Origin of the sequence: Oceaniserpentilla sp. 4NH20-0058 (genome assembly GCF_040371755.1) — a bacterium.
Taxonomy (GTDB): domain Bacteria; phylum Pseudomonadota; class Gammaproteobacteria; order Pseudomonadales; family Oceanobacteraceae; genus Bermanella.
The window spans coordinates 130848-154415 of record NZ_BAABWE010000007.1 but is presented as its reverse complement, the minus strand read 5'-3'; the positions used below and the strand labels follow the sequence as shown (position 1 = coordinate 154415).

Genomic DNA, 23568 nt, shown 5'->3' with positions numbered 1-23568 from the left:
CTATCCCTATTCACCAAAAATTTCGTCTAAAGTAGCAACCAAAGTTGCCTCGTTGTTATCTTCACTTTTATCGGTACTACTGCGTTGCTGACATAAATACCAATGTTCTTCATAGCTGTAATGCCAAAGGCTTTCTGCAAAATCCTCCGCTGAGCGAAGACGGTTCACACCTCGCCATTCACCCACCGAGTGTACTGCCTCCACAAAGCAAACAGGGGTTTCACTGTCACGGGTATTTGCAATTTTTTCATTTTCAAACACAGAAGTGATCGCTTTGTAACCAATCATCAATGGCACAAAAAAACCTTTGCTTTCCGGCTTCGGAAGACGCTCCCAGTCAGCATCAGAGTTTTCTGTTGGCTGGATATATTCCTGCCACTGCACGATCAATTTTGCATTACTTTTGCTTGATTGCAGGTTTGAGAAATGCTGCCTCAATGAATTAGGTATGCTCTTAGCATCGTAAGGCACGACAGCCAAATGCGATTGCCATGCAGTCAATAAGTCTTCACCTTCACTGTCGCTAACACAACTCAATCCATCCAAATATTTTTGAATCAAATCAAATCTTGGGCGCGACTGCTGCTTCAAAGCTGAAAAGTCCAACCAAGCGTCCAACATTTCTGCTTCAGAGTTCTTCTCTTTCAGTTTTTCAAAATGATTTTCCAGACTTGATGAGCGATCCATGAGAGAGAAGCCAGGTAGCAATTTGCGTTTAATCGCGTGGCGATCTGCGTTTGTTTCAGTGCTAACAATCGACACCGCATCAATATCCAAAATGGTGCCGCCCGCCAAGCGCTGCATTAGACAATGTTTTTCTAGCCACCCAATAAAGTCATTTGCTTGATACCCAACATTGCCTTCACAGCCAATCAGTAAGGAAACAGTCATATTCATTTTTCCTTCCTCAATAACAGGCGGTGCAGAAGCCTTATCATGTGAAGGTAAATAAGGCGGATTCCGACTTTGCGTGAAGTTGTCACCATACTTGCCATAAGTATGAACATGATGCTCATGCGCAATCACTGCGCACCCCGACAGCTTCATTTTGCTGAAATCCGAGTTCATGAGTTTTCGTGTCAAATTATGAACAAACCCGAGAAAGTGCGTCACCGCAGGGAATCCCCATGTGAAACCAGACACCGCATTAGCGTTTTGTACTTGAATGCGATTTATCAACACATATTGGTTCATGCGTTTACCTCTTTGCTAGCTAACTCAACTTTCATTGTTTGGTTCAGCTCCCTAAGTTGAGGTTCCATCAGTGCTACCCATAATTTCGTATGCCATGCCTGTGGGGTAAATCTGTTATCTCTACCTTTGAGGTGCCGATTCAGCCAGCCAGCAAAATTTCTACAAACTTCTTTCTGCCAATCCGATGCAGCGCGTTTAGCTTGAAACTCTTCATCAGCGCGATAAGGGTCAAGAAAACATTGGTGTTCAAATTTTAGTTTGATCGTCGGCTCCGCCGACCAACCCGAAGGTAATGAATGAATCGCGCTAGCTTGATTGAGGACCTCATCAACAATTTGATTGCCCCAGTCAACCAACCACTTTCTTTTTTTAGGGTCGCGAGTACTTAACTCCAAACGCTCAAACCTTATTAGAAATTCACGCAAGTACTGAATATCTTCTTTCACGGCGTAGTTAGGAATACCGTAATCAAACCATGATTTTCTATGTAATGGAGGCGTTGTTTGAGCTTCCCAAATAGGAGGTTGAGCCGACAGCAAGTACAACCTACCTCCTCTCTTTCCATTTAGTTGAGAGGCATTACTATGGTTGCTAGCTGTAACGGCAACATTTGCTCGTCTAGGATAAAAAACCTTGGGATCACATGAGTACTTTCCTTTTTCATAGTACTTCCCTACTTGCTTCTGCTGCTCATTGAATAGTCTTTCATAAAGAGCATGTGCCAAAGAAGACGATATGACTGAGCTTAAAAGGTGATATTGACCTGCAACGTTCTCCGTCACTGGAAAGTACACCTGTTTTAAAAGAGCATGTGACGCCAGCTCTTCCGCAACAGACGATTGCTTAAATGCCTTATTCCACTCCATCAATTGCGCATCATCTCTAGCAAACGCCTTCAGCGCATCAGAGTCCGTCTTGATTAAGGACGCCAACAACTTTGTGCCATTCAATTCAAGTTCAAGAAACTGGAAAATCGGAGAAAATTGATTTCCTGCGACTGCCCCGTCAATCATTTTTTCCGATAGATGCGCAGTAACCAACGCATTTGGAGTAGTTACATCAACCTGATCAAAAAGTGAAGGGGTATCAATCTTAGAGTGCGTCAACTTAACAACATGTGTTGCAAAACTGACACTGTTAGCGTTCTTTGCGCTTTCAGACAACCACCTGCTGGGGGCATATTTTTCATCTAAGCCCACACATTTTTGCTGATACGATCTGCTCAATATGTTCCAGTCTAGGGAGTCAGGCTGATTAGTGAAATCCATAGCCTCTTGAAATTTATTCTGCTGAAAATCAAGCGACGTCTGACATTCAGTTTTCTTATTTTTTTTCGCATCAAAAAAAACTTTGATGCTCTCATCACTGAGCCAATGTACTTTCTCAAACTGTCCAGATATTTCTTTCAATTCCTTTTTCAGGTACGCTTCTTCTTCCGCATCCCGCTTACCTTTCAGAAAAGCACGTATCACTTGCTCCCAGCTCAAATTTTCAGCTTCATCTAATTTTTCCATCACTCGTCTACCTCCTGAAATAATCCTAATTCGGCGTGATGCTGGTATTCAGAAGACTTCTCCCCCTTATACATCGTCACTCTCACTTCGCCAAATCGCCTACTTACTTCCGTTAAACTCATATCAAAACCCTCAGCCAGCTGGGAATAAACTGACAATGCATTAAGTTCAAACCAGAATCCGCAACCCTCAGCAACATCCAGCGTATTCAATTCCTTGATCGATATTCCTGTACTTGAAACATCTCCCAGTTTTGGTGGAAAAACACTTTCATCTAACCAATGCCATTTCGGACCTTTGTATTCATCTTCTACATATAAGTAATACGCTTCATCTTTTTCTGACCTTCTAAAAGGCTGCTGTCGCTGAACTTCACCACACCAAAAAGACTGATGTTTCCACCACGCTTTGGCGCTTTTTTCATTCAGAAATAGTTGTTGCATCAACGCTATATGCTCAAGCTCATTCAAGTTTTCAGGTTTCGCTTTTGCTATCATTTTCTCAATACCCAAAGGCATTTGAATACGCGGGCTTGCGTCAATGGTTTGGTATAACGCTTTTGGCAAAATATCGTATAGATCATGCTTTGTCATGCACAAAGCTTTTGTCTCAAAACCTGGCCGCTCAAAACAAATATCCTTACCTTCTAGCGCTTTATAGTTCTTATTCAGCAGCAAGATATTCGGATGCAAAAGAGGCTGATCACGCTCTCTGTGGCGTAGTATTCTCCCTGCCAACTGGATCATTGACCGGATTGAACTCGGCTCCACTATCGCCCAGTCATAATCATGATCGCGCCCCACTTCTGCCACAGGCGACGCCAATACCACGAAAATGTGATTCTTCACCTCGGGATGACGCGCTAATACGTCCGTAATTTCTTTACGCTCCCAAAATAACGACTCATCTTTTCTCGACAACACCGCATCGAGACGGTTTTCGATATGCGAACGAACTGCCAACGGAAAACGACTGTGATAGACACAAAAATGAATCCGGGTTTCTATTGGCGAGGGTTTTCTTAGCAAGGCTTTTGCTACTGAAACCAACGGGTTGATATTCGCCATGCGAATTAAACCAACGGAAACACGAACATCACCTCGATGAACATGATGATACTGGTGAAGCTGTTGCAAGCCTGCATAGCAAGTTGCCGCCACGGATTCGATTAGCGACTCACCATCGTTCGATACCGTTACGATATCTGCCAAGCGCTTAGGCTTGGTATTTTTTGCCAAGACGTTTAGTCGACTGGCAACAAATTTTTCATGTCGCGCTTTAAAACTTCTAAACTCACCGGCACTTAACGAATCAGACGTAAACTCATCAAACCACGCGCAGCAAACCTCCCCATTCCATGCATCTATATTGTCCTTTGCGTATTGCTCCCAGCCTGCTTTATATGAATGAAACAAGGCATACGCCAACGCAGGAGGCATCGTTGCTGTTGAAAGCAATACGCGGCTACCCAACATACCTGCCCAGTGCACTAGCCGACACAAAGCGGGGAGGTCTTCCAAGCCAAAGTCGTCCGGTTCATCTAGCACCAAGTCACTTGTCAGTAAACGCAGCATAGGGCCTATTTGCCTACCACCTTTCGTTCCTTCCGTCGCGGGCATCAGGTGATCAATCGTACTGACCAATACCGGTGCACATAACAATTTTTGTAGTCGATGATCTTTCTCTACCCACTCGCTCAAACTATGCTCTTTCAATGCGCCTGAATAATGGACGAATAAATCGTCCTGTAAGATCTCTTGCCCAGATTCGCTGCCGCCTTCTTCGATTTCCTTTTCTAGCACTTGATTGCTCTGTGCATTCTCGAATAACTGAGTAACAGCAGCGCCGCCGACAAGGATTGCCAATTGCTCTTCCGAAAGATCCAAACTAGTACGAAACTCCCGCCCTGTTTGAAGAGTTAAAGCTCTAAGGCCAAGTGCTACACAAAAACGTCCCCCCCCTGATACCTGGCCCAGTGCATACATTATTTTGGCATTCGCAATGGTTTTTCCTTTGCCAGTAGAAGCCATATTTATGCCGAAAAATCCTTGCCTCTCAGTCAGCGAAGCTATAGCTTCTGTCTCTTTGACTGCCTTATCCTGCCAACCAAAGTTATCCTTAAATTTTTTGGGTACTGCATTGTTTAATAGTTCGCTTTCATCCAGTGATGGCAGACTACTTTTTAGCGTCGGCAACTTTTTAACAATGCGCTCAGCATGATGAGCGACGCCAATCAGGTGTTCATCCAACTGCTGCTTTAACTGCTTGGTTTCGCGGTCAGAATTTGCATAAACCTTATAGTTGAGACCTCGCCACTTTTGCGTCACATTTGGTCTAGCTGAATAGTAATGGTCCGCCAGCATCATGCTCAGTCGTGCCAAATGGCTCGTAAAAAGACAGCCATTTATCAAATCTTGATCGGCTGTCACTAACCAAGCTGATAGCTCTTGTTTCGCCTCAGACGCTAAATTGCACGCTTTAGCACGCCAATGGGAACTGAAATACGGCAAAGCCTGCTCACCGAAACTCCAGTTTTCTTCTACACGCTCAATCTGGTCAATATCGTGGCACCGATACGAGTTCCAAACAGCACTAAAATTTGTGCCTAGCCATTCGTCGATATCTTTGAAGCTAGCGCTCTGGTTAAGGTTTTTATCCCATGCAGGAAGTATTGGCAGACGATGATGCGACACAATTATCCATGCCACCAAGCGAGCGATAGGCGCTAAATTCTCAATCAAAAGTGGATGATTTTCTTGGTTAAAATTACCATCCACACCATCTCTAAAGCACGATGCGATAGCCCTCGGGTTAATATCTGTTAGCGTATCTAACCATTCACTATCCGTTTGTTTTCCAACAAACGCTTGAAACAAACGCAATGAAATCCACTCATGTCGATATGGCTCAAATGTAGAAGTTTTAACATCTGGATTTATCTTATCTTGAAACAACTTGTTGGCCTTTCCAAAATCGTGAAACAACCCTGCAATTGCTGCGGCATATTGAATTAGCTTCACCGACATCCATTTGGTTTTATCTTGAAAAATCTCAACATCACTAGATGTAAAATTCACCGCCACCCGTCCTACCTCATCAAATCTATCTCTTTTTCCCACTACCCAAATCAGGTCACTGCGTGAACGCGAACGTATCCAGTGGCAGCTTACTGCGGTGCTGCGACTGGCTGTTTTTCTTAATAGTTTTTTTACTGTTAGTAACCCCTCTTGTGTAATGAGGGTTTGCCATGTGTTGTCACCTATGCGGTCGGCATACGCGTCTAGTATTCGACGTGTTTTTTTGAGTGCATTTTTTTCACACAGGGAAACAAAAGTGACCATCATAACGGAGGCTCTTTTGCTTCATGCCCATTTAAGGCGATATGTTTCACTTGATTGAACATGTATTCGAGAGATTTATGGTCGGTAAAAGCTTGCAAGCACTGCTGCCTAAATGCTTGCTCAGTGGCATTTTCTTTTGCGCATATGAAAGCCCAAGGTAGTATTATGGCGTCTTTTATTAAGTCAGCGACATCAAAAACTAGCGCTCCTCTTCTTGTTTTACCATGTATAACGGCAAACCCATGGGGAATACCAAGCACCCATAGTGTGGTGGCCGCTAGTCCGTAGGCAAGGTAATTACCATGATTTAAAAACGCGTTAGCTTTGTCGGTGCCTTCTCGTTCCCGTTTGAAATCGCCAAAGCTGATACTTTTCGCTATGTGTTTATAAAGTGATTTGGTTAATTCTGCCTCTATGAGCAGCAATTCAGCATGTTTTGTAGATTGATCGAGCCGTGCTTGATAGCGCTCCAGTGCGCTTTGAAGCATTTTACTTTCAAGGTCAATGCCTTCGTTTTTTATTTCTCGATCTTTTGACCATACATTTTTCAAATACTCTATTCGCATGTGTTGAATACGCAAACCTGCCGCAAAGCGTTTTTCATCATCAAACCAAAAACTTAACCAGCCTTGCAAATATTCTGTAGGGCGATATTCACTTTGAGGTGTCATCCATTCTATTTCGGTTGCCATTAGTAATGGTGTACCACCGCCACCACAAAAACCCACCAGCACACCTGCTTGGGCAAGCATGCGCATGGCCGCTTGCGTGATAGATGTGCCTGTACCCAGTAATATGACGGTGGTGTTCGCGATGGGGATGTTGTAGTAAAGGTTTTCTTTTTTAGCTTCGGTTAAGTACAGAACACGGCCATCTTTTTGCATGACTCGACAATATTCTAGGTAATATAAGTTTGCACGATGGGAGTGTAATATGGCTTTTAAGTCACCAGAAGGTAGGCTTTCCACTGCTGAATTCCTTTCTGCATTAGATTTTCACTTGATAAACGTTTTTGCTTTTTCCTAGCTGACCCACTTTGCCTAATTAAAATATATTTGTAAATATTAAGTGAACATCATTATATAATCTTAGAAACACATTTGATGTGACCTCAATATTGCTAACCCATAAAACCTCATTTATATTAGATAAATCTAAACAAAGGAGTCTCTCCATGAAGTTCATTACCAGCACTATTGCCCTGCTATTGTTCAGCAGCTTAAGTTTTGCTCAACTTCTGTTATTGGATGTGCGTAGCCAAGAGGAGTTTGACGCAGGCCACGCTTATGGTGCCGTGCATATTCCTCATACCGAAATTAATGAAAAAGCTGCGGTGCTTTTAAAGAATAAAGACCAAAAAATTAAGGTGTATTGTAAAAGCGGCGGACGTGCAGAAAAAGCCAAGGTTGCATTAGAGGCCCTTGGCTATAAAAATGTGGAAAACGTACGTACCCTAAAAAATGCGAATCGTTTTGCACCGCAATAAAAAAGGGGCATAAGCCCCCGTTTAATCGTCTAAGTCATCGTCGCTGTTGTCGTAGTCATCGTCATCTGCAACGTATGAGGTAAATAGGTTAAATGTTTTACCTTTGCGGATGAGCGCTTCACGGTAGCTTACCCAAGCCTTTTCTATTTCCGATTCAGCGGGTATGTCTCCTCGGCAAACACTAATGAAGCGTTGCTGCACGTCATCTAGTGGTTCTTGTTTGTTTTGCTCTAGGGCATATAGGGTGGCACCGCATAATTCTAAGATTTCTGCCTGAGTTCGAGTGAAGTCACCTGACTGTTTAAAGCCATATGGGAAGTTCACATCATCAAAGTAGCGTTTGGCTGCACGAAAAGAACCGTATTGTTCCATAGTCTCCTAACCTGACAATTTTAGTTGACGGGATTATCGCTATGCTCTAAAAAGCGGTAAATCAAAATGATTTTACCCTCACCATAAAAAATTTTTTAGGGGCTCCATTGGACACTGACCTACTCAAAACCTTCATAGAAGTGTGCAACACTCGCCACTTTGGCAAAGCCGCTGAAAACCTTTATGTAACTCAAGCAGCAGTTAGTTCTCGCATTCGCCAACTGGAGTCACGCTTGGGAGTCGAGCTTTTTAGTCGCTTACGAAATAATCTAAAGTTAACCGCCGCCGGTGAACGATTACTGCCCCATGCTGAGGCCGTGCTGACCACATGGCAGCGAGCCTTTCAAGAGGTAGCCATTCATCACCAACAATCTATACAGCTGGCCTTAGGCGGCAGCCCTAATGTATGGGATTTAATGTTACAAAATAGTTTATATGAGTTAAAAATTTCTAAGCCTGAGTTAGCCGTTCGTGCTGAGGTTTTAAGCCATTCAATTGTCGCTCGCCAGTTAATGGAACGTAGCTTGGATTTGGCTTTGGTGTTTGATGCCCCAAAGGTGGAGGAACTTAAAACCATTCAGGTGCTGCAGCTGCCTCTTGAGTTGGTGGCGACACAAAACAATTTAAATTCAAATGGCCTGCAAGAGCTGGGCTATATCATGCTAGATTGGGGCACGTTATTTAGCATGCAACACGCTAAAACGTGTAACCATTTACCAACTCCTAGCCTGCATACAAATTTAGCCCGTGTGGCATTAGATTACATGCTTCAAGCCGGTGGTGCGGCGTATTTACCAGCAACCCTAGCCGAACCATACATTGAGCAGGGTACGCTATTTAAGGTGCAAGATGCACCAGAAATGAACCGAGATGTGTTTGCTTGTTATCATCAGGATAACGATAAAAAAGCATTGATTGAGGAAGTGATTGCGCTGTTTAAGCAAACAGGCTCGCAAATTGCTCCGAGCCTGTTACCGGAGTGACGTTTTCTTATTGCACGTCGGCGGTGTTCTCATCGCCAGTGCCAGATTCGTAATTCAAACTTGATAGGCATTCTTGAATGTAGCCTTTCATGTCTTCTTGGCCGATGCCGTCTATTTCAGCCCATTCTTCACAACGTTGCTGGTCGGACATTTCTACGTCTTGCTCTTCCATATCATCAGCCCATACACTGATGCTGAATAGTGATAATACTAAAAGCCATGTTTTCATTTAAGCTTCCTTTGTTGAGTTGACTACGTTGGGTTATAGAAACAGATTAAAGGGGCCTATACTTGAAAAAGCGAACGAATTAATTTTATCGACAGGACAAAATTATAAGTTGTTATTTTTGCTAATAGCATCAAGGAATTATTATGAAAAAGTACTTTGAAAACTTGGCTAAAGCCGTGTTTGGCCAAACCTTTCAGCAACTAGGTGGGATTGAACAAAAAGTCATTGAGAGCATTGCCAACAAAGAGCCTCTCCCTGAGAACATCAATACAACGTTTCATGAAAAGCTTAGCTTTGGCCAAAAAATGGCTGATAAAGTGGCGAGCTTTGGCGGATCCTGGACCTTTATTGGTCTATTTGGCTTATTGATGCTAAGTTGGATGAGTGCAAATTCGTGGTTTTTATTGGCTGAAAATGCTTTTGATCCATATCCGTTTATTTTACTGAACTTGGCATTATCCGCTTTAGCAGCTTTGCAGGCACCGATCATTATGATGTCACAAAACCGTCAAGCAGCGAAAGACCGATTAGAAATAACAGCAAACTATGAGGTCAGCTTAAAGAGTGATATTGAAATAACCCGTTTACACCAAAAAATTGATGACTTAACGGCGTTAATTAAACAAGCAAACTTGTAAAACCCGTGATGTTTGAATCAGGCTTAAGTAAAAGATAAACCGAATGCAGGCTATTAATATACGATTAAATATTTTTATCTTTTGGGTAAAAATATATCGCTGTATTTTTTAGTCTCACTTCCTAAACTGCCGCCTTCTTTTACTGCCCCCTGCCTTTCTTTGGGGTTCAGAATTTTATACACGTTCTCCCTATAAGGAAACCGACATGCGCATAGCTATTCTGTCTCGCGGCCCTAATTTATATTCTACTCGCCGCCTTGTTGAGGCAGGTGAGGCACTAGGTCATCAAGTGGATGTTATTGATACCTTACATTGCTACATGGACATCACCAGTAGTAAACCCGCTGTGCGTTATCAAGGGGCCGAACTGCCAAAATACGACGCGGTCATTCCGCGTATTGGCGCTTCAATTACGTTTTATGGCACATCAGTAGTTCGTCAATTTGAAATGACTGGCACTTATAGTATTAACGAATCGGTGGCTATTAGTCGCTCTAGGGATAAGCTGCGCTCGTTGCAATTATTATCACGTAAGGGCATTGGCTTACCACGTACTGGGTTTGCCAGTAAGCCAGACAAGGTGGACGATTTAATTAAAAACGTAGGTGGCGCTCCTGTGGTCATTAAATTACTTGAGGGCACTCAGGGCATTGGCGTGGTGTTAGCCGAAACAAAAAAAGCCGCTGAAAGCATCATTGAAGCGTTCATGGGTTTAAAAGCGAATATATTGGTTCAAGAATTCATCAAAGAAGCAGGCGGTGCGGATATCCGTTGCTTAGTAGTCGGTGATAAAGTGGTTGCAGCCATGAAGCGCCAAGGAGCCGATGGTGAATTCCGTTCAAACCTTCACCGTGGCGGCAGTGCTGAAATCGTTAAATTGTCTCCTGCTGAGCGTAAAACCGCTGTTGATGCTGCAAAAGCCATGGGTTTAAACATGTGCGGTGTGGATATTCTTCGCTCAAACAATGGCCCTGTTGTGATGGAGGTGAACTCTTCACCAGGCCTTGAGGGGATTGAAACGGCCACTAATAAAGATGTGGCTAAGATCATTATTCAACACATTGAAAAAGATGCCAAGCCAAACAGCACTCGCACTAGAGGAAAAGGCTAATGGAGCCACTGCTTATTGCTGGCCATGAAATTTTACCCGGCGAAAGCAAGCACATAGAAATACCTATGGTGCGTCTATACACAGACACTACCATCAGTATTCCGGTATATGTGAAGCGCGGTAAACGCAATGGTCCGACCTTGTTCTTAAGTGCTGCTATCCATGGAGATGAGCTAAACGGTATCGAGATAATCAGTCGTATTATTAACAGCAAAGCCATCGAGAAGCTAAAAGGCACACTGATTGCCGTTCCTATGGTGAATGTCTATGGTGTATTAAACCAAAGTCGCTATTTACCTGACCGGCGTGATTTGAATCGTTCATTTCCAGGTTCTAAACGTGGCTCGTTAGCAGCTCGTATGGCCTACACCTTTTTAAACGAGGTGGTGACAAAAGCGGATTATGGTATCGACTTTCATACAGGGGCGATTCATCGCAGTAATTTACCACAAATACGTGCCAATTTAGATGACCCAGAAACGCTAGAACTTGCCAAGGCGTTTGGCTTACCTGTGTTATTAAATGCTAACTTAAGGGATGGCTCGTTGCGCCAAAGCGCTGATGATGTAAGCACGAAGGTGTTATTATATGAGGCCGGTGAAGCCTTACGTTTTGACGAGCTAGCCATTCGCGCAGGTGTAAAGGGTGCAATTAAAGTCATGCGTCACTTAGGATTGCTAAACAAAAGCAAAAGTAAGGCTAAAAAAATTATTGAGCCTTTTATTGCTCGCCAAAGCGGTTGGATTCGTGCCAGTGAAAGTGGCATTGTGAACCATCATAAACAATTAGGGGATTACGTAGGTAAAGGTGATATTTTAGCCACTATTACCGACCCATACGGATTGCAACTTGATGAAATTAAAAGCCATGCAGAGGGCATTATTATCGGTAAACAGAACATTCCGCTTGTTCAAGAAGGGGAAGCTATGTATCACCTTGCCTATTTTAAAGCACCTGATGATGTGGTTGAAAATATTGAAATTATGAACGAAGAATTACTACCAGAGGAATACAACTAGTTATGTGGGAGATATTCATCGGCTTTGCTTTTATCGTTTCTTTTGTGATTTTAAGCAATGCCATTGAAAACTGGATTGAGCGTCATGGGCAAAAGCGCCAAGTCAGCAATGAGCGCATTTTTTATATTCAAAAAATCATTAAATTAATTGGCTTTATTGGATTACTCTTAGCGGCGGGCTTGGTGTTTGGCTTTAATTATGCAGAATTCAGCTTAATCGTCTCTTCCATATTTGCGGTAGTCGGTATTGCTCTGTTTGCCCAGTGGAGCATTTTAAGTAATGTGACAGCAAGCTTGATTATCTTTTTCTTTTTCCCGTATCGTGTTGGGGATCATATTCGCATCACCGACGAAAAAGAGCTATTAGAAGGAAGCATCGTTGAAATTACGTTGTTCCATATCATTATTAAGCGGGTTGAAGGGGATTTACTGACTTACCCTAACAGTTTGGTTTTTCAAAAGGCCATCATTGTTCATCCGAAATCAAAAAACACTCCTAAAGAAGATGTGGAGCTCAAAGCACATGGCGAATAAATTTACGGTAGGCGCATTAGAGGTATGCGATTTACCTCAGCTTGAAATCTCTAAGTTACATGTCCGCGTGGACACTGGAGCTCAAACTTCCTCTTTACATGTGGATAATATTGAAGAATTTAAAAAAAGCGACTCTCTATGGGTCAGCTTTGATATTCACCCAGATGTACACAACGTCAATACGGTGGTGCGCCGTCAAGCGAAAGTCCATGACATACGGGTGGTTAAAAGCTCAAGCGGTAATAAAGAAAGTCGTCATGTGATAGAAACTCAGATCATACTGGGAGAACAAGCGTGGCCAATTCATATTACCTTAACCGATCGTTCAAGCATGACATACCTAATGTTATTAGGTCGCCAAGCCATGCAAGACCGTATCTTGGTTGACCCTTCTATTGAATACATTTTAGGGCAATAAGCTTTAGGCGCGGATTATTTGAATATTCCGCGTGCTATGATTTCTTTCATTATTTCTGATGTGCCGCCGTATATTTTCTGAATTCTTGCGTCTAGATATGCCCGTGATATTGGGTATTCCTGCATATATCCGTAACCACCGAACAGTTGTAAGCATTCATCCGCCACTTTGCATTGTAATTCAGTGGTGGATAATTTTGCTTGTGATGCGGTAATTGCCTCTAGTTGCCCTGCTTCGTATTCATTGATGCATTGGTCTACAAATGCTTGGTTCACTTTTATTTGTGTTTCCAATTCAGCCAGTTTAAAGCGGGTGTTTTGTAAGTGAGCAATAGGCTGACCAAACGCTTGTCGCTGCTGGGTGTATTCTATGGTCATGTCCATTATGTTTCTGCATGCACCTAACGCCCCTACTGCTAAAATTAAGCGTTCTCTGGGGAGTTCTTCCATTAGGTGTTTAAAACCTTGATCAACGTCCCCTAGTGGTTTTTCTACTTTTACATCCTGAAAAAACAATTCAGAGGTATCACCGCTGTGTAAGCCGATTTTTTCTAAATTCCGACCTATTTCATAACCTGTAGATTGGGCATCTAATAAAAACAGGCTCATCCCTTTAGAGCCACCAGTGGGCTGTGTTTTAGCTGCAACAATGCAAACGCCTGCGTTTTGTCCGTTTGTTATGAAGGTTTTTTGGCCGCTAATGCTAAAGCCATTCTCTATAGCTTTGGCATTAGTTTGAATGGATTGAATATCGCTGCCCGCATTGGGTTCTGTCATGGCTATGGCACCAATTACTTCACCTGTGATTAATTTTGGCAGCCATTTGTTTTTTTGTGCTTGCGTTCCAAGGTGCGCTATATAAGGCGCTACGATATCACTGTGTACCGATAGGTTGATGGCCAATGCGGCATAACCTCGTTGTGAGATCACATCAATGATCTTAGCTGATAACCGGAAACTGCCGCCCCCTGCACCATAGCTTTCATGCATATCGACACAAAGGTAGCCTGCATCGCCTAATGCGCGCCATAGGCTTTTGGGAATGATGCCGTCTTTCTCCCATTGCTCATAAAACGGGGCCACGTGTTGGTCAAGAAATCGGTTGAGGGAGGTAGCAAGTAATGCTAATTGCTCAGACGCTTCCATGGCTTACCCTTATTATTTTAAGTGTGTTTACTCAGTATTATTCATTTAAAAAGATCCGGCCATTTAATCATCAAAATTTGCCATATTTGATCAAATACGTGACTGAAATGTTTCATGTGGTCATGGTAGATTTGAGCGAACAACTGTATGCTCACTAAAAATGATAAGTAGGTAGCCGTATGATACGCCTAATCCGAGTTCTTCTATTATCCATACACTTTTTTATCAGTAGCTTCATTGGTTTATTGATTGGTATTGTTCGCCCTTTCCACCCTACGAATAGCCGTTGGTGTGCTGCTATTTATAGCAGTTTGGCCATGCCAATTTTAGGTATTAAGCGCGAAGTTGAAGGCTGGGACATTCTTGATCAAAGCCGTCCTTGCATTGTGGTGGCTAACCACCAAAGTAATTGGGATTTATTCATAGTGGGCGGTGCTGTACCTGATCGTACCGTGAGTTTAGGTAAAAAGAGCCTTAAATTGCTGCCTATTTTTGGCCAGTTATATTGGTTGGCCGGGAACGTGCTGATTGACCGTGGTAACCCACATAAAGCCAAGGAAGCCATGGAAATTACCAAGCAGGCCCTTACCCAAAAGAACACTTCAATTTGGATCTTTCCTGAGGGCACACGTAATCAGGGCAAAAACTTATTGCCGTTTAAAAAAGGGGCTTTTATTACTGCCATTAACGCAGGTGTACCTATTGTGCCTGTGTGTTGTAGCAGTTATTTAGATCATTTTAGTTTGGGCCAATTGAATAACGGCGTAGCAAAAATTAAAGTATTACCTGCTGTTAGTACGCAAGGACTAAAACAAAAAGATGCCGCTCAACTTATGCACACCATTGAGGCGGATATGTTACGTACTATTCAAGCATTAGACGGGAAAGCTGCCCCGTCAGCAGACTCTGTGGACAATCAAGCCTGATCACAAGATCCGGCTGTGCAAAGTGAATCAAGCCCAGTAAGCTGGGCTTTTTTTGTGGGTAAATTTTATGACACCCTATAATATGTGCCAGCAATCCATTGCACTTTTAGTTGAAAACCCATTATTAGGGAACGATTTAACTGCCTTTGCCCAGCGTTTTTCATTAAGCCCCAGCCACTTCCAAAAAGTTTTCAAGCAGTATGTAGGTGTTAGTCCAAAGCAATTTCAACAAAGTTTATTGGTGCAATTATCTAAGCCAAAGCTCATAAGCTCTAGCCTGTTAGATTGCAGTGAGGCGCTTAGTTTAAGTAGCCCATCAAGATTACATGATGCATTTGTTCAAATTGAGGCCATGTCTCCGGGAGAGTTTAAGTCCTTAGGGCAGCAGCTGACATTTTATTATGGAACTCAGCAAAGTGTGTTTGGTTTGTTAGATGTCATCTGTACCGATCGCGGTATACATTATTTGGGCTTTCAAACCAAACAAGCACCAATCAAAATATTACAAACAAAATACCCTGATGCGCGGTTTACAGAAAAAGAAAACGACACATTACTGGGATTTGACCCGTTTACCGAAAATCGCCCTGTTTCACTGCATGTTTCCGCTACAAATTTTCAGCTTCAGGTTTGGCGAGCTCTATTAAATACCCATTCAAGCCAATTACTAAGCTACAAGGACATTGCCATCGCCATAGGCAACCCTAAGGGTGCTAGGGGTGTAGGGCAGGCTGTGGGAGCCAACCCCGTTGCATTCTTAATCCCATGCCACCGTGTTATTCAGCAAAGCGGGGCTATTAGTGGCTATCGCTGGGGGGCTCCTAATAAACAAGCTCTATTAGCTTGGGAGCAAGCGATATTGTCATCAAACATAGATAGTTAGGCTTGCCAATTTGCCAATTGCCTTCTTAACTTTAGGTTAGGCATATGCAGTGAGGTTGACATGAGCGCAAAGGTATTAATTTGCGATGATTCCAATATGGCACGCAAACAGATGGCACGGGCGCTACCAGAAGAGTGGCCTGTTGAGATTATCTTTGCAAAAAATGGCGAAGAGGCCATTGCCCAAATAAAAGCCAACGAATTCGAAATACTGTTTCTTGATCTCACCATGCCTGTCATGGATGGCTATCAAACCTTAGAGGTCATTCGCAAAGAGGATTTACCCATTATGGTCATTGTTGTCTCTGGTGATATTCAACCAGAGGCTCAGGATCGGGTTAAAAAACTCGGTGCTATTGATTTCATTAAAAAGCCTGTCGATAAACCTCATATTAAAAAAGTGTTGGTTGAATACGGAATTCTTAGGGAGTCTCCTAATGAATAACCTAGTTCAAATCAATGAAGATGAACGTGATTGCTATCAAGAGATCACTAACGTCGCCATGGGGCAAGCCGCTGATCGTCTAGCCAGACTGTTGGGGGTATATGTAGTGCTCCCTATTCCTAATGTGAATATCATAGAAGTTAATGAATTTAAAATGACGCTTAAGTCATTAGAAGGTAATGCAACCGTTAGCGCTGTTTGCCAAGGTTTTATTGGTGCGGGCATTGCTGGTGAAGCTTTGCTTATTTTTAATGATGCCAGTTTCAGTGATATTGCAAAACTACTTAAATACCCTGGTGATTTAGATCAACATGAAGAGTTAGAAATGCTAATGGATGTGGCCAATGTATTAAACGGCGCATGTATTCAGGGTATTGGCCAGCAACTGGATATTGATTTTAGTCAGAGCCACCCTGTGGTTTTAGGTCAACACTGCTCTATTTCTGAGCTGCTATCTCAGCGAGAAAAACATTGGCAAAAAACTATGGCCATAGAGATCAATTACACAATTGAGGATCACAATATCAATTGTGACCTACTATTACTGTTTACCGAAGACAGCGTGATTCACATGAATCGACTCATCAGTTTTTTATTGGAAGATTAGTATGAGCACTGACAATCAAGGCATGACTGAGTTCCACTGGTTTATGGATATCCTACAAACCATTGATGTTGGATTAGTTGTACTTGACCGCACCTATAATATTAAGTTGTGGAATGGTTTTATGGAGAATCACAGCGGCATCAGGCCAGACCAAGCAAAAGATCAGGTGCTATTTGATTTATTTGAAGAGATTGATGAGAGCTGGTTTAAAAAGAAAGCTGAAGCTGTTTTTTTACTTAATACGCGAGCATTTACAATCAGTGATCAAAGGCCATTTTTGTTTAAGTTTAAAAATAACTTTCCAATAACGGGCCGCGCAGACTTCATGTACCAAAACGCAACGATAATCCCACTCAATAATACCAGTGGTGAGACCGCTCATATTTGTTTAATCATATATGATGTTACGTCTGCTGCTCTCAATAAAAAAAGCTTAGATTCAAATAAAGACTGTTAATCTAGTACGCCAATTTCAGGGTCTAAATTGGCTACGCTTTGTTGCAGCTTTTCCCCGAGTTTTACGTTTTTATTCATTTCAAGCAATAAGCGTTCTATGTGTTGTTCCAATACACTTAACTCATAAACAAGGTTTGTGTGCAAAGACTCAAAATCATCGCCGGGGGATAGGTTTTTAGTTTTCTCAAGCAATTTATGAACATAACCTAATTGCTGACTGAATACTTTATTTGCTTTATGGGCATTTCGTTCAACGATTATGGATTGTTTGTAAAGTGCATCCAATTGGGCAGGAGTAATTATTCCAAAGGGGCTGTCATCTTCGTGGTCAGTTTGTAAGGAGGCTTTACTAAACTTATCCCAATAAAAAAATGCCAAAAAACATAACAAATAACTCACAGCCCAAGCAATCCAGTCCACTGAGGCATTACTCAGAATTCCTTGCCATTGGTGGGCCATTCCTAATAATGTGCCGACTATTAAACTCATTTTAATGGCTGCTACCATGTTGTACTCCGTTTAATAACTAAAATAGCGGTAATGTTATCAGGTTGTAGTTACTTAATAGAATTAAACCCCAAACAATAACGACTTGGAATAAACTAAAAAAAACAGCCGCACTAGCAATATCTTTTGCCGCCCCTGACAGGTCATGACGTTCAGTGCCAATTCGATCCACCACATATTCTATCGCCGTGTTAAGCAGCTCAGTAATCACAACAATAAATAAGCTAAATGCCATCAACGCCAATTGAACTATGGATTGCGCAACGCACACTGCGATTGGTACTAAACACAAAACCAGCATAAATTCTTGACGAACAGCGGCTTCCGTTTTCCATGCACGCTTAATACCTTGAAACGAATACCCTGTAGCATTAAAGACACGCATTAAACCTTTTTCAGTAAACTTTTTTTGCTCCATAACACACTCTAAATAGACGTAATAAACAGCGTACAGTACCTTGATGCTTAGGCTATGACAAGCATTCCCAGCCACCCGTAACGTCTTTATGATCGAACCAAGGCAGGAAAACCCAACACAAAAGATAACGGTATAATAACAACACCTTGACCAAGGACACAAAAGCAGTAAAGCTATGGCCATTTAACGTACCCAATACAGCCATGTCATTCGCCATTAACTTAATACCCAAAATTAGAATCGCCCTTTTAAGCCTATGTTTGTTCGTTAGCTCTGTTTTTCTTAGCTGGGTAACATTTGCTCAATTTGATTTTGCCTACCCTTCACTGTATTACGTGATGAGTATCGACAAACATATTCATAAGTACGGCCCACAAAATAAGTACAAAAAAGGGTTTGAATTAACTAATAAACCAGAGCAAGTCCGTTTATTTTCCGCCATCAACCACTCTATTCACAATCAAGGGCAAGGTTTAAACAAAATCACCTTTCACAACCCACAGGGACAGCCCATTAACCGTTTGTTACGTAACCCAGAAGTCATTCATTTAAAAGATGTAGCAAACCTGATTGATACCTTTTATATGGTTTCCTACATTTGTTTATTCAGCTTTTTGGCATTATTAGCTTATTTAAAAGCCAGCAATATCCAACTTCCATCAATTAAACAACAAGCTATAGGCATACTTAGCTTTAGCGCACTGTGTTTAATTGCTGTAATGGTAATAGGGCCTATTACTGTCTTTTATGCATTACATGAGTGGGTTTTTCCGCAGAACCATCAATGGTTTTTTTATTATCAAGAATCTTTAATGACAGTTCTCATGAAAGCACCGTATTTATTTGGTGCTATTGCAGGGTTAATAGCCATTTTAGCGATTGGCATTTATCTTGTGATTAATTGGTTAGTGCAAACTTACTTAATAAAATCCGCTAAATAAAACCATTATAATCTGGGCCATGGCAACTGCCATGGTGTTAACCAAGCCAAGTCATCCAGCATATTAGCTATTGAAAAATCAGGTTCAAATACTGGTTCACTAACAATTACAAAGGGTTTGTCTTTATAAGTAAAACGTAGGACAAAACTATGTAGATACATCCGAGCAGCCGTCTCCCCTGAGTACAAACCATCCCCCACTATCGGGGCACTTATGGATTTCAGTGCAACTCTTAATTGGTGAGTTTTACCCGTTTTAGGCTTAAGTAGGCATATTCTATAACCGGCTTGTAAGCTATGGGAGAAAAACTGAGTAATAGCAGGGTTATCCATTGTTTTTAGCAATTTAAACGCGCCTCTTCTAGCCGGAGACATGTCACCTTTAATTAGTCCTTGCTTTTTTTTTATACTAGAAGGCGTAACTGCTAAATAGTATTTATCGACTTTTCGTTCTGAAAATAATTTGCTTAGCAGCGCGCAACTGTCTTTGTTTTTTGCTACCAGTACAAGTCCAGAGGTTAATTTATCCAAACGGTGTACAGGCCAAAGCTTTGTGCCTAATTGATGCTCTAGTTGCACCATCAACCCAGGCTGGCCATCTTCTGTGTGAAAATTTAAGCCTGCTGGTTTATCTACCACCAACCAATCTTCGTGATCGTATACGACATTCATATATTAATATCTTTATTCAGTTAATCGGCAATTTTAAAGCAAAAAAAACCGCGCATTTGCGCGGTTCTTTTCGACTCTATAATAAAGTTATAGAGTCTCTGCTGGCTTTACATCACCGTGCTTTGCTTGATGTTTGGCAATAATTTGCTCTGGTTTCAATACAAAACGAGACAGTGCAGGTAGCAGTAATAAGGCACCCAACATGTTCCAAAGGAACATGAACGTTAGCAAGATACCCATATCCGCTTGGAACTTGATAGGAGACCAAATCCAAGTACCAACACCAATCGCTAGAGTTAAACCAGTAAAGCTAACGGCTTTACCAGTTGTTTTAAGCGTTTGTAAAAATGCATCATGTAGGTTTTTACCTTCAATCAAGAATGCTTCTAGACGGCTATAAATATAGATACCGTAATCCACACCGATACCCACACCTAACGCAATCACTGGTAGTGTTGCCACTTTTACACCGATACCCATTTGCGCCATCAGTGCCTGACAAAGAATAGACGTCAGTGCTAGTGGTGTGATAATACAAATAATCGCACGAATTGAACGGAAGGTGATAAAACAAAGAATCGAAACAACAATGTATACGAAAATCAACATTAACGTTTGCGCTTCTTCAATTACTTGGTTGGTAGCTGCTTCTACACCAGCATTACCAGATGCCAATTTAAATTGAACATTTTCATCGTCTTCATAACCTTTCGCAAACTCTGCCGCAGCAGCTGTCGCACGATTAAGGGTTTCAGCTTTGTGGTCATTTAAGAACACAATCACTGGCGCCATGTCACAAGCTTGGCTGTACAAGCTCTTTGGAGTATACCGAAGACCTGAGTTTAAGATGTCTTGGTTACGAGAAATGGTAGACCACTTCAAGTTGCCTTCATTATTCGCTTTAGATGAATATTGGGTTGCAGAAGCTAATGAAATGACTGATTGTACACCATCAACATTTCGCATAACCCAACTTAAGCGATCAATCGCTTCAAGCGCAGTAAATGTGGCACATTTCTCTTTTGGTGTTTCGGCCATTATTACCAATACATCAGAACTGGTTGAGTAGTTATCAACGATATAGGCATTATCTTTATTGTAACGGCTATCAGGACGAAGTTCAGGGGCACCTTTGTCTAAGTCACCAATTTTTAAATTTTGGCTACCAATGGTACCTAAAACAGCCAATACAACCGCTACAGCAATAGAAGTTATAGCTACTTTTTTATCGGTGAACTTAGCAATTAGCTTCCACAATTTAGGTTCAGACGCTTCAATTTTTTGTGCATGAGCAACACCAGAGCGACTAATACCCACATATGACATCAATAATGGCAATAACAATAAGTTAGTTACAATGATAACCGCCACACCAACAGACGCTGCGATGGCCAATTCTTTGATAACCGTGATATCAATAAATAAAAGTGTTAAGAAACCGATGGCATCTGATAACAACGCCAACATACCAGGCACATACAAACCACGGAATGCTAAACGAGATGCGCTTAGGTGATCTGCACCTTTACCCGCTTCAATGGCGATACCATTGATGATTTGCACACCATGACTAATACCAATAGCAAAGACTAAAAACGGGACAAGCATCGAATAAGGATCGATACCAAAACCAATTAGGTTTAATAATCCTAACTGCCAAATCACCGCCACAATAGAACAAATAACCGGAATTAAAGTACCTTTAATACAACGTGAATACATGTACAAAAGTATAGATGTAATAAATATTGCACCAATAAAGAACAACACAACACTTGCAACACCTTCGATTAGATCCGCCATTTTCTTAGGGAAACCAATCATGTGAATGCTGATTTGATCACTTGAATATTTGTCACGAACTTTTTCTTCAAGTTCACGTGCTAAATCTTGAGGGTTTATCGGTAAACCTGTCGCTGGGTTTGTCTCGTACAGTGACATATCGATCATGGTAGAAGTAAAGTCATTTGAGACTAAACGACCTACCTGACCAGAGCGTAAAATATTTACACGCAGTTTTTCGATGCTATCGTCATCACCACTATAAGTAGGTGGAATTACTGGTCCGCCTTGAAACCCTTGCTCGGTTACTTCTGTCCAGCGGACATTTGGTGTCCACAGAGATTTAAGTTTAGAGCGGTCAGTACCGTTAATGTAAAACACATCATCAGTAATCTGACGCAGTGTTTCCATATATTCAGAAGTGAAAATATCCCCTTCTTTTACGGCAACAACAATTTTTATGTTGTTTAAACCACTACTTAAATCACTGGCGTGATTAATATGATTTTTAATGTATTCGTGCTCTAAAGGAATATATTTAGAAGAACGAGAATCAAAACCTACTTTTGATGCGTTGTAAGCAAGAAAAACAGTAAGTGCTAATAAGATCGTTAAAAACAAACCACGTTTGCTAAATAATAACCTTTCCAATAAAGGCTCAGTACCCGGAGATAAAATATAATGTTCCGGCTCAGTTTTTGGCATATCGTTTTGACTCATAATCCTTACCCCTCGATGGTTTTAACTTTCACCGGCAGGAGTGCACCGGTATTATCTAAAATCTTCACACCACCTTCGCCTACTAGAATGAACTCTCCAGACTTGGTTTCAACAATAGTTGCGGCGTTGTCTCTTGCGCTACGCGTTTTACTTTCCCATTTCGTACCAGCAGCAATCCCCTTCAAGAAAGCACCACCGCTACCAACAACATAAGCGGTTAACCCAAGGTGATCCGTACCACCTAATAGTGTTTGTTTAGTATGGGTATCAATAAATTCCCATGATTGACCATAGTCACTTGAACGAACAAGATTACCACGAAGACCAAATGCAAGTTGAACATTATTCGTTAAAGCAACCACACCAAAGAATGAGCCATCATATGGGCTTTCCATTTTTTCCCAAGTATTACCTGAGTTATTACTAGTTAAAATAGTACCGGCTTCGCCAGCAATGATTAAGCGCTGATCATCAATCTTAGCTATGCTATTTAAGTGAAAACGATCAGGGTTTTCTACGTTGCTAGACCATGTTTCCCAGCTTTCACCACCGTCAACGGTTTTGAAAAGCATGCCGTAAGCACCAATTACAAAACCTTCTTTGTCGTTTTTAAACCAAAGATCTAGAAGCGGTTTAGTAGAGCGGTCTTCAAAGTCAATTTCTGCATCTTCTAAGGTGAACGTTGCATTTTCTAGTGCGCTTTCCGCTTCATAAATTAAATCATCATCACCGCTTTCAGATACCTTCTCAAACTGCTCTTCTTTAAGTGCTAGATCTTTTTTAGCCGCTTCAAGCACCATTTCGTTTGCAATAAAGCCATCAAATTGCTTAACCCAAGTCTGACCACCATCTTGTGTTTTAAGGACAATCGCATCATGACCTACAACCCAGCCTGTAGATTCACTGGCAAAATACACCGCTGTTAAAGTGGTTGTAGTGGGTACGTTTGCTTGTGTCCAAGTGCGGCCTTCATCATCGCTGAATATAATATGGCCACGTGCGCCAACTGCTACATAACGATCACCGACAACGGTCACATCTAACAATAATGATTTATGTGCTATTAGCGATGGTATCGCTGGTACATTTAGGGGGTCTTGCCATTGAGCCGTTGCTTGCATCGCTGGTAATCCCAAAGCCGCAACTAAAACGCTACTTGATATAAATCTGATAGCGGTTTTTAAAGCGGTGCCCACTGAGAGCAGTGTTCGCATTTGTAAATCTCCAATC

25 protein-coding genes are annotated in these 23568 nt (G+C 41.8%); 13 read left to right on the top strand and 12 right to left on the bottom strand.

What is annotated here, in order from left to right:
• Positions 1 to 6: 6 nt before the first annotated feature.
• Genes csy2 through cas1f form a run of 4 tightly spaced genes read right to left on the bottom strand, consistent with a single transcriptional unit; the run spans position 7 to position 7017 of the window.
• Positions 7 to 1194, bottom strand: a complete 1188-nt coding sequence (gene csy2, locus ABWV45_RS10860; protein ID WP_353351535.1) for a type I-F CRISPR-associated protein Csy2 — start codon at positions 1192 to 1194, stop codon at positions 7 to 9.
• Positions 1191 to 2708, bottom strand: coding sequence for a type I-F CRISPR-associated protein Csy1 (csy1, locus tag ABWV45_RS10855; protein WP_353351533.1), 1518 nt, complete (start codon positions 2706 to 2708; stop codon positions 1191 to 1193). Before csy1 ends, csy2 begins: the two co-directional genes overlap by 4 nt.
• Positions 2708 to 6052, bottom strand: a complete 3345-nt coding sequence (gene cas3f / locus ABWV45_RS10850) for a type I-F CRISPR-associated helicase Cas3f (protein ID WP_353351532.1) — start codon at positions 6050 to 6052, stop codon at positions 2708 to 2710. Before cas3f ends, csy1 begins: the two co-directional genes overlap by 1 nt.
• Positions 6049 to 7017, bottom strand: a complete 969-nt coding sequence (gene cas1f / locus ABWV45_RS10845; protein ID WP_353351530.1) for a type I-F CRISPR-associated endonuclease Cas1f — start codon at positions 7015 to 7017, stop codon at positions 6049 to 6051. Before cas1f ends, cas3f begins: the two co-directional genes overlap by 4 nt.
• A gap of 206 nt (positions 7018 to 7223) precedes the next feature.
• Between cas1f and ABWV45_RS10840 the strand changes: the two genes are divergently transcribed.
• Positions 7224 to 7535, top strand: a complete 312-nt coding sequence (locus tag ABWV45_RS10840; protein ID WP_353351528.1) for a rhodanese-like domain-containing protein — start codon at positions 7224 to 7226, stop codon at positions 7533 to 7535.
• 21 nt (positions 7536 to 7556) lie between these two features.
• Here ABWV45_RS10840 and ABWV45_RS10835 read toward each other — a convergent pair whose 3' ends face one another.
• Positions 7557 to 7907 (bottom strand): MaoP family protein, encoded by a 351-nt coding sequence (locus ABWV45_RS10835; RefSeq protein WP_353351526.1) that lies wholly within the window; start codon positions 7905 to 7907, stop codon positions 7557 to 7559.
• A gap of 107 nt (positions 7908 to 8014) precedes the next feature.
• Between ABWV45_RS10835 and hdfR the strand changes: the two genes are divergently transcribed.
• Positions 8015 to 8890, top strand: a complete 876-nt coding sequence (gene hdfR / locus ABWV45_RS10830) for an HTH-type transcriptional regulator HdfR (RefSeq protein WP_353351524.1) — start codon at positions 8015 to 8017, stop codon at positions 8888 to 8890.
• A 7-nt stretch (positions 8891 to 8897) separates the two neighbouring features.
• Here hdfR and ABWV45_RS10825 read toward each other — a convergent pair whose 3' ends face one another.
• Positions 8898 to 9119, bottom strand: coding sequence for a hypothetical protein (locus tag ABWV45_RS10825; RefSeq protein ID WP_353351522.1), 222 nt, complete (start codon positions 9117 to 9119; stop codon positions 8898 to 8900).
• 143 nt (positions 9120 to 9262) lie between these two features.
• Between ABWV45_RS10825 and ABWV45_RS10820 the strand changes: the two genes are divergently transcribed.
• The 5 genes from ABWV45_RS10820 to ABWV45_RS10800 all read left to right on the top strand — a co-directional run bounded on the left by ABWV45_RS10820 (position 9263) and on the right by ABWV45_RS10800 (position 12838).
• The gene (locus tag ABWV45_RS10820) at positions 9263 to 9757 is read left to right on the top strand and encodes a DUF1003 domain-containing protein (RefSeq protein ID WP_353351520.1); all 495 of its coding nucleotides are present in this window, start codon (positions 9263 to 9265) and stop codon (positions 9755 to 9757) included.
• 205 nt (positions 9758 to 9962) lie between these two features.
• Positions 9963 to 10868: a 30S ribosomal protein S6--L-glutamate ligase gene (gene rimK / locus ABWV45_RS10815; protein WP_353351518.1), complete on the top strand. Its 906-nt coding sequence runs from the start codon at positions 9963 to 9965 to the stop codon at positions 10866 to 10868.
• Entirely contained in the window at positions 10868 to 11887 is a 1020-nt protein-coding gene (locus tag ABWV45_RS10810; protein WP_353351516.1) for a succinylglutamate desuccinylase/aspartoacylase family protein, read from the top strand. Before rimK ends, ABWV45_RS10810 begins: the two co-directional genes overlap by 1 nt.
• 2 nt (positions 11888 to 11889) lie before the next feature.
• The gene (locus ABWV45_RS10805; protein WP_353351514.1) at positions 11890 to 12420 is read left to right on the top strand and encodes a mechanosensitive ion channel domain-containing protein; all 531 of its coding nucleotides are present in this window, start codon (positions 11890 to 11892) and stop codon (positions 12418 to 12420) included.
• A complete protein-coding gene (locus tag ABWV45_RS10800; RefSeq protein ID WP_353351512.1) occupies positions 12410 to 12838 on the top strand; it encodes an ATP-dependent zinc protease family protein in 429 nt (142 codons plus the stop codon). The genes ABWV45_RS10805 and ABWV45_RS10800 overlap by 11 nt, the downstream gene beginning before the upstream one ends.
• A gap of 14 nt (positions 12839 to 12852) precedes the next feature.
• Here ABWV45_RS10800 and ABWV45_RS10795 read toward each other — a convergent pair whose 3' ends face one another.
• On the bottom strand, positions 12853 to 13983 hold the full coding sequence (locus tag ABWV45_RS10795; protein WP_353351510.1) for an acyl-CoA dehydrogenase family protein: 1131 nt from the start codon (positions 13981 to 13983) through the stop codon (positions 12853 to 12855).
• 179 nt (positions 13984 to 14162) lie between these two features.
• Between ABWV45_RS10795 and ABWV45_RS10790 the strand changes: the two genes are divergently transcribed.
• The 5 genes from ABWV45_RS10790 to ABWV45_RS10770 all read left to right on the top strand — a co-directional run bounded on the left by ABWV45_RS10790 (position 14163) and on the right by ABWV45_RS10770 (position 17300).
• Positions 14163 to 14909 carry a lysophospholipid acyltransferase family protein gene (locus tag ABWV45_RS10790; RefSeq protein WP_353351508.1) on the top strand — a complete coding sequence of 249 codons (747 nt, stop codon included), beginning with the start codon at positions 14163 to 14165 and terminating at the stop codon, positions 14907 to 14909.
• 67 nt (positions 14910 to 14976) lie between these two features.
• Positions 14977 to 15792, top strand: coding sequence for a bifunctional helix-turn-helix domain-containing protein/methylated-DNA--[protein]-cysteine S-methyltransferase (locus tag ABWV45_RS10785; protein ID WP_353351506.1), 816 nt, complete (start codon positions 14977 to 14979; stop codon positions 15790 to 15792).
• Between the two features lie 96 nt (positions 15793 to 15888).
• Complete coding sequence (locus tag ABWV45_RS10780; protein WP_353351504.1) at positions 15889 to 16236, top strand: response regulator; 348 nt, start codon at positions 15889 to 15891, stop codon at positions 16234 to 16236.
• The gene (locus ABWV45_RS10775; protein WP_353351502.1) at positions 16229 to 16843 is read left to right on the top strand and encodes a histidine kinase; all 615 of its coding nucleotides are present in this window, start codon (positions 16229 to 16231) and stop codon (positions 16841 to 16843) included. Before ABWV45_RS10780 ends, ABWV45_RS10775 begins: the two co-directional genes overlap by 8 nt.
• 1 nt (position 16844) lies before the next feature.
• Entirely contained in the window at positions 16845 to 17300 is a 456-nt protein-coding gene (locus tag ABWV45_RS10770; protein ID WP_353351500.1) for a PAS domain-containing protein, read from the top strand.
• Here ABWV45_RS10770 and ABWV45_RS10765 read toward each other — a convergent pair.
• Together ABWV45_RS10765 and ABWV45_RS10760 are read right to left on the bottom strand one after the other, a co-directional pair.
• Positions 17297 to 17806 carry a hypothetical protein gene (locus tag ABWV45_RS10765; protein WP_353351498.1) on the bottom strand — a complete coding sequence of 170 codons (510 nt, stop codon included), beginning with the start codon at positions 17804 to 17806 and terminating at the stop codon, positions 17297 to 17299. The two genes, ABWV45_RS10770 and ABWV45_RS10765, sit on opposite strands and share 4 nt — an antisense overlap.
• 19 nt (positions 17807 to 17825) lie before the next feature.
• Positions 17826 to 18224 (bottom strand): diacylglycerol kinase, encoded by a 399-nt coding sequence (locus ABWV45_RS10760; RefSeq protein WP_353351496.1) that lies wholly within the window; start codon positions 18222 to 18224, stop codon positions 17826 to 17828.
• A gap of 146 nt (positions 18225 to 18370) precedes the next feature.
• Between ABWV45_RS10760 and ABWV45_RS10755 the strand changes: the two genes are divergently transcribed.
• Positions 18371 to 19165, top strand: coding sequence for a lipoprotein intramolecular transacylase Lit (locus tag ABWV45_RS10755; RefSeq protein ID WP_353351494.1), 795 nt, complete (start codon positions 18371 to 18373; stop codon positions 19163 to 19165).
• A 5-nt stretch (positions 19166 to 19170) separates the two neighbouring features.
• Here the strand turns inward: ABWV45_RS10755 and ABWV45_RS10750 are convergent, their stop codons facing one another.
• From ABWV45_RS10750 to ABWV45_RS10740, 3 genes are all read right to left on the bottom strand, one after another.
• Positions 19171 to 19836 (bottom strand): TIGR01621 family pseudouridine synthase, encoded by a 666-nt coding sequence (locus tag ABWV45_RS10750; RefSeq protein ID WP_353351492.1) that lies wholly within the window; start codon positions 19834 to 19836, stop codon positions 19171 to 19173.
• 87 nt (positions 19837 to 19923) lie between these two features.
• Positions 19924 to 22338, bottom strand: a complete 2415-nt coding sequence (locus ABWV45_RS10745) for an efflux RND transporter permease subunit (RefSeq protein WP_353351490.1) — start codon at positions 22336 to 22338, stop codon at positions 19924 to 19926.
• Positions 22339 to 22343: 5 nt separating this feature from the next.
• On the bottom strand, positions 22344 to 23552 hold the full coding sequence (locus ABWV45_RS10740) for a WD40/YVTN/BNR-like repeat-containing protein (protein ID WP_353351488.1): 1209 nt from the start codon (positions 23550 to 23552) through the stop codon (positions 22344 to 22346).
• Positions 23553 to 23568: the final 16 nt, after the last annotated feature.